Below are 6690 nucleotides of genomic sequence, written 5' to 3' on the forward strand. Positions count from 1 at the left end.
CGTTGCGGAGGTCAGCAGTCGGCTGGCGCGGGCTGCCTCGTGCCGTGAGTTGCGCAGATACGGCTGCTTGTGTCCGTTCACCATGAAGGTGTTCTCGCCGACCCAGATCCGGGCGCCCGGGTGCGCCTTGGTGTTGAGGGTGAAGACGCCTCCTGGACCCACGAGGACATGATCGATGTCCGAACCTTTGGCCCCCACGGGGACCGAGTGGACGTAGCGCCACGCTCCCGGGCGGGAGATGCGCCACAGTTCCGCAGCGACCGTCTCCTCTCCACGGGCGCCCAGGGTCCAGGCACGGGCTTCTCGCCTGGCGGCGAGGTCGAACCACCGCGCTGAGGGCAACTCGGCGGCGTGCTGCCAGACAAGTTGTCCGGGGTCGTTCCTGACGAGGTCACGCCAGCCCGCCTGGGGAGGATCCACCGGCGCCTTCCAGGCAGGATGGTCCAGTCGCCATTCTCGGTAGGCTGCAACGGCCCGCCTGTGCTGCCGTCGCGCACAGCGCCGGTCGAACCAGCCGAGTAGCCCGCGACCGGCGGGTAGTTCGGGCGGCGTCGGCTCGCCCCCGGCCCCAGCGCAACTGATGCCGTGCGTGCGGAGCCAGTCGGAGACAACGTGGTTGATCAGCTGGGTGTAGTCCGGCGAAGTCGGGTGATCGTCTCCGGTGTCGAGGTCACGGTAGCCAACTATGGTGCCGTCGCTGAACCAGACGTAGGCGCGGTTGATTCCTGGTTCTTGGCGCCACGAAATCTCTGCAGACAACACGACATGAGGATGCCTGCTCAAGCGACCCGAGTGTGCGGGTTTGGGGAATTGCGGCGATGGGACCCACTCATCGTTGGCAGGGCGGCGGGCCACAATGATGGTCATGAACTGGTGGAACGCTGTCCTCCCCGTTGTCACGCTTGTGCTCGGTTCCATCCTCGCGTTCTGGGCGGAATCCACTCGCGACAGCCGTGCCGCCAAGAGGGCTGACGCGGAGCGGGCGGCAGCGCAGCGAGCCCGATTGCTAGAAGAGCGTCGTACCTTCGAATTGGAGACGCTTCAGGCAAGCGGTGATGCGATCGCGAGGCTGGCTCGCGCGTCCGGACGAGCGCACCACTTCGACGTCATGTCAGCCAAGCAGGCCGGCACCGACCGGTATGTCAATTTCCAGCTCCCACCCGACATCAGCGACGAACTGTTCGAAGCGAATCGCGAACTGGCTCGGCTGGAAGCTCGAAACCTAGAGGAGTCGACCCGCACAGCCATAAGTAAATTACGATCCGACGTCGCAAGGCTCGGGGTCGCAGCCGACATAAGCGTCACTGAAGCAGAACGCCTGTTCCGCGGCCTCGGTTCGTCAGCGGATGAGGCTCAAAACCTCGTATCTGCACGCTTACGGGGAATCTACGAGGGATCGATCGTCCTCAAGGTTCCTGGGGACGCGTGACCTGGCCAGCACGCGGCTAATGGCCCAGCTGGGTTGGCGGCGGAGTGACGCTCCATGCTTTCAGCGACGCTCGCACTGGCCGAAAGGCTCATTTCCTCGGAAGTGGGCGCCATTGATGTCATGCTGCGGTCAATCGAGACGGGGATCCGCAGAGTGGCGACTGAAGCAATCAATCTGTCCTATGACGGACCGGGCCTAGAGGCCCACACAATCGACGTGCGCGAACTGGCCCCCGCGTTGATTGCGGTCGCTGATTTGTTCGTCACCGCGCACCTAGAGCTAGGGCGTGAGGGCGTCGTTCCGGCGGTCAGAGTGATCGCCACCTCGGAGGGCTCCTTCGTCGTTCATTTGCTCATCACCACGCCGGACGAGATCCTCCAGCACTTCGAGCCGCTCGCCGACTGGCTCAACACCAGTGGACCGATCGCTACCGCCACCGGGCTAAGCATTGTCGTGCCGGTGCTCGGCGGCGTGTCGTGGATGGTCAAGCGTGCGCGCCATGGGCGCGAGAAGCGGGTCGCCCGACTGGGGCCGGGCGAGATCGAGATCGAGTGGCCGGACGGCACGAAGCTCCGCACCGTCGCGGAGGCCGCCGGGTTGGCCGACAGCATGGACATGCGCCGTGCGGTTCAGCGTCTCGCGGAGCCGCTCAACCGCCAGGACGATATCAACCGACTCAAGCTCGAAGCTCCTACAACCGCGCAGCCTGTGGTCACTATTGAGCCACCCGACCTTCACTTGCTGGAGATCCCAGCGGCCGAGGACTCACTTCTGACAGACACCGAGCGCGAGGTTGTGCTTCGGCTCAAGAAAGTCGCCTTCGACCACGAACGTAAGTGGCACGTGACCGATGGCGCGTCCACATTCTGGGCAGCAATGACGGACATAGATTTTGCTCTGAAAGTCGCAGACTCCGAGGAGTCGTTCTCGGCTAACGATCAGTTGCGATGCATGCTCCGGGAACGTCAATTCGCAACCGCAGAGGGGGGCATCCGGGTGGAGCATTCCATCACTCATGTCCTGGAACATCGCCGTGCGCCGCACCAGGCACGCTTGCCCTTGCAAGACTGATTAGCCTGATCAGTCGCGTCGCCACCCTTGTCGATCAGCCTCGAGGTTTCGCGGCGAAAGGGCGCACCTTGTCTCGGAGGCATGAAGCCGCCGGATGCCTGATACAAAGGGGGCTCTGGCCCGGTCACACAAAGGGCCGTGACGTCAGGTCCCTTTCCGCGAGCTCGCTCTCGTGTTCGCATCCGAGGTCCAGGTAGAATTCTTCCAGCCACTGGCGCAGTTCTCCCCTCACTGCGTCCTTATCCGTGAACTCTTGAGATGCTTGGAAACAGTATGAGGACGCGCTAATCCCACCCGCACGCGAGGCATCGCGAAGATCCAGAACTTCGACTATCGGCAGAGGGTCCGTCATCACCCACGACACGGGCGGATCGACCCTCAAGATGCCATCGACACCCACATCCGCCAGCGTAGTCGGGAGCGCGAGTGCGACAAGCTCGACCTGCTCCAAAAGCAAAGCCGCCAACTCTGTTCGGTATAGAGTCGGGGCGTTTGGCGTCTGAATTCTCGGCGATACAAGGCTGACGGGTTGATTGCGGACCTCGAGATCCAGCGTGAATGTCACCCTCGGACCCTGAATCTGGCTCCGGAACTGGAGTCGGTGATCGAATTCGCCGTCAGAGAAGGCGAACTGGGACTCGAAGTACGTGGAGGTCTGCTCCTTCGTGGCTGCCTTGGGCGACGCGCCGTTCCGACTGGGACCTGCATGGAGGCCATGAACTAGCGCCGACTGCTCGACGGTCCGCAAGAGAGCCTGACGAATCACGGTTCCCAGCCTCATTGGACTCGCACCCTGCCGTCGCCAAAGGGCACCAACAGTGCGAATAATCGCGTCAGGATGCGTTGACCCTACGGTCCAGGCCCTTGGCGTGGGACTGAACGACGACAGGGCCATGACGGGAGTGCTCCCGACCGCCGAAGTTGGTGTTCGACGGACCAGGTTCAGGATGTCGTCGTGCGTAGCTGGCACGGATGCCCCGGGGGAACGCTTGTAAACAACGCCATTTAGCACGACGGGTCGTAGATCTGGCAGACGTTCGACCCGGATGACCAGAATCACTCCCCCCGTTGACGAACTTGATAATGGGATTTCATAGATCTCGGGGACGAACGCGGGTGTGAACATGGTCCTGCACTGGTCTGCGATCGCCAGCCGAGTCTTGTCTTGGGGGACCCCCGCGGCTGGTCCGACAGCGGGGTCATCCTCGTCAACCCCAACGATGACAAGCCCACCGTCGGTGTTCGCCATGGCCGCGATCGCCTTAACGACGTTGGTTCTGTTCAGGCTGCGCTTGAGTTCCAGGGTCACGCTCTCACGAACAGCCCCGTTCGATGATTGAGCAGCGAGGAACTCGCGTACGAGGTCCTCGGACATGCGCTCCTCTGGAGCAGTGAACAGAGACCACGATGCAACCACGTGCCAAGAATCTCACGAACCACCTCGCTCCTGGCGTCGCGCCCAGGCGAGCAGCCTCGTCGAGAGGCATAGGACACGGTGCGGTCGCCGCAGAACGGGACCGTATGGCTGGCTTCGCCCCCTTGCGGCGAAGAGGCGCGGCGATGTCGCGACGCGCTTAGGCCGCCCAATGTGTTAGTGCGTGTCGAAGGCCGTTGCTCACTCGTCCTTGGGGGCCACAGCCCACCGTTCGTCCCCGACTACTTGCGCGCGAGCACCCGCGGTCGAATGACTCTACGCGCGCCACCGTCGGGCGATAGCCCGAAATGCCGAGTAGGAACTCTCCCGCATCACCAAAGAAAGTCATCAGGTCCCTTGACTCACTTTCAATACTTCCGCGCCATGCATGGCGGCGGCGAGTGAAGAATGCCGCGGCGTCCTCGTCCGAGATGACGACGTGCACATCATCGAGCCAAGGCAGGTCGCCCTCTAGCGGGTGCACGAATCCTTGACCGTCGTAGCGCATGGACATCACCCTAACGACCGCGCGACTTCGGCATCCGAATTTCCAGGTGTCGGGCCGTTGCCCTTGCACGTCTGAGATTTCCCAATCACCGCGAGCAGTCGGATGCGTACACCGCCCGGACGGCCGGCAGTGCTGCACCGCGTCGTCGGACCAAGGCGCCTTGACTGCTCGGGGGAGCGAGGACGTCCATCGGAGGCGACGGAGTGGCAGGTCGGGGCTGAGGTTGATCTACGCAGGAGTCCTTGCTAGCTGCAAAGGATGTGCAGCCATTGTGGGCGGTCGTAGGGTTGGGCGGTTGTAGGACGAGACTGGTCCCTTAGGCCTCGGCGATTTGCCCCGATTCGTCGGCTCGTAACCGTAGGTTGTCAGGGTGTACGTGCAGTGTGTCGAAGTAGAGCGTCTCCTGGGCTTCCGGAGGCTTCGTGTTGAGATGGCGCCAGACCTCCAGCTCATAGCCGGTCCTAACAATGCGGGCAAGTCTTCACTGGTCACGGTGCTCGAGACCTTCTTCTCTGATCCCTCATCCGACGACATGCAACGGCTGAAGCCGCTGCACGACTACTACGTCTCGGGTGGCGCGCGGATGATGTCGAGCATCAAGGTTCGCTTCGACGGGCTGGACGACGCTGAAGCTGCCGAGTTCGCAGACGTGACAGCCCGAGACGGTTCGCTGACAGTCGAGCTCGCATGCACGCGGAAAGGTCAAATCAGCTACCGCGGGCGAGGAGACTCCGCTCGCTTGCACGAGGTGTACAACCGTGTACTGCAGTCCTTCAGCTTTGTGAAGATCCCGTCAGTCCGGGTGAGTGGGGCCGGGGTCGCCGATAGCGATCAGTCCCTGGAGCGCCTCCACGACACGCTGGAAGGCGTACTCGTCCGCTCTGGCAGCTCCCGCTCCACACAGCTTCAGAAGGACTTCGCAAAAGCAATCAGGCCGGTTGAAGACCTTGTGCGAGAGGTTCTGAGCGAGTCGGTCAACTCGGTTGCCACCGAACTGCCCTTCCAAGAGCCAGTTCTGGGCGTTGAGCTGCCAGCGCCTCAACACGCCTTGCGGGGAATGCTGCGGCAAGCGGTGATCACGAGCCATGACGACGTAGTGGTGTCAATTGCCGAGCGAGGCACCGGGTTCCAGTCCGCACTGGTGCTCGGCATCCTCCGATATGTCTCTGCGAAGAGCAGGCAGTCGGGCGCGAACGTCATCTTCGCTATCGAGGAGCCTGAGGCATTCCTTCACCCGCAGACACAGCGGGCCATGGCCAAGATCTTGAGAGACATCTCGAAGGAGGCACAACTCCTGGTGACGACGCACAGCCCGGTGCTCGTGGACTCGTTCTCAGTCAGCCGTATCGCCCGGCTTCCGCTTAGCCCAGAAGGGATGACGTACACCGCTCGCAAGCCCGACCTGGCGGTTGACGAGGAGGGCCGACTAACGCGCTACTGCGATGCAACCAACAGCGAGTTGGTGTTTGCGAGTTCGGTGATCCTGGTCGAGGGCCACGGCGACAAGTTGCTCATCGATTACCTGCTGGAGAGGATCACGGGAGGAGCTGGCGGGCATTATGCGCTGGGCATCGCAGTGATTGAGGCATCTGGGATCACTACCATCACTCATCTGCTGAGGCTCGCCCAGCTCTTCGGAGTTCGCGCCTATATCCTCACCGATAAGGATGGCATGCACAAGAACGGCGACGGAAAGCGGGCGCTCCTCGAAATCTTGAAAGCGAAGGACCCGAAGCCGACGCTGACTCTTCTTAACGACCTGCGTGAGTCTGCGGATCGTGCTGTGAGCACTCTGACGGCGGCTCTGGAGCACCAGAAGGAGCTCAACGACAAGCTTCGGGCTTGGGACGCCTTCATTCTGAGTTCTGATCTCGAGGGCTTACTCCTTGACACGGTCGGGCAGAAGCGGTTGGCAAGAATGCTCGGTCCTGACGAGACGGGGGAGGTCAGCAAGACGACGGCGGATGAGTTCGCGACGGGCAAAGAAGGCCGAGAGTCGATGGCCTCGTGGCTCGGGGCGAAGGGGTGGAACTCCGACCGGAAGAAGAGTGGGAAGGCGAAGCCCCACCTGCCGTCTGCTCTGCTGAGACAACACCTCAGTTCCGGATCGGGACAGCATCGCGCCATCAAGCCGCTGCAGGCGTGGCTCGACGAGATAGTGAAAACGCATAAGCGTGCGCCGCTCTGACTCAGCTCTCCTGGCAGCTCAAATCCGTCCTTTACGCGGGATCTCGGCACACCGATTGCTCGAACTGGGGCTCCATCGTG

At 62.3% G+C, this 6690-nt stretch carries 5 protein-coding genes; 3 read left to right on the top strand and 2 right to left on the bottom strand.

Going from position 1 to position 6690, the window contains the following annotated elements; all coding sequences use genetic code 11:
* Positions 1-762, bottom strand: a 762-nt coding sequence (locus tag ABD194_RS19650; RefSeq protein ID WP_343994644.1) for a nuclease-related domain-containing protein, incomplete at its 3' end; no start/stop codon positions are given.
* Between the two features lie 103 nt (positions 763-865).
* Between ABD194_RS19650 and ABD194_RS19655 the strand changes: the two genes are divergently transcribed.
* Together ABD194_RS19655 and ABD194_RS19660 are read left to right on the top strand one after the other, a co-directional pair.
* On the top strand, positions 866-1429 hold the full coding sequence (locus ABD194_RS19655) for a hypothetical protein (protein WP_343994646.1): 564 nt from the start codon (positions 866-868) through the stop codon (positions 1427-1429).
* Positions 1430-1483: 54 nt separating this feature from the next.
* Entirely contained in the window at positions 1484-2500 is a 1017-nt protein-coding gene (locus tag ABD194_RS19660; protein WP_343994649.1) for an LAPAL motif-containing putative phage structural protein, read from the top strand.
* Between the two features lie 124 nt (positions 2501-2624).
* On the opposite strand, the gene ABD194_RS19665 is transcribed toward ABD194_RS19660, so the two are convergent.
* The gene (locus ABD194_RS19665) at positions 2625-3875 is read right to left on the bottom strand and encodes an AlbA family DNA-binding domain-containing protein (protein WP_343994651.1); all 1251 of its coding nucleotides are present in this window, start codon (positions 3873-3875) and stop codon (positions 2625-2627) included.
* A gap of 917 nt (positions 3876-4792) precedes the next feature.
* On the opposite strand from ABD194_RS19665, the gene ABD194_RS19670 reads away from it, so the two are divergent.
* Positions 4793-6610, top strand: a complete 1818-nt coding sequence (locus ABD194_RS19670; RefSeq protein WP_343994653.1) for an ATP-dependent nuclease — start codon at positions 4793-4795, stop codon at positions 6608-6610.
* The last annotated feature ends 80 nt before the right edge of the window (positions 6611-6690 follow it).

Origin of the sequence: Terrabacter terrae, assembly GCF_039529575.1 — a bacterium.
GTDB classification, from domain to species: Bacteria; Actinomycetota; Actinomycetes; order Actinomycetales; family Dermatophilaceae; genus Terrabacter; species Terrabacter terrae.

Excerpts from the sequence above, each read along its gene's own strand:
- ABD194_RS19665 (WP_343994651.1), bottom strand. The coding sequence starts at position 3,875 with ATGTCCGAGGACCTCGTACGCGAGTTCCTCGCTGCTCAATCATCGAAC.
- ABD194_RS19655 (WP_343994646.1), top strand. The coding sequence starts at position 866 with ATGAACTGGTGGAACGCTGTCCTCCCCGTTGTCACGCTTGTGCTCGGT.
- ABD194_RS19660 (WP_343994649.1), top strand. The coding sequence starts at position 1,484 with ATGCTTTCAGCGACGCTCGCACTGGCCGAAAGGCTCATTTCCTCGGAA.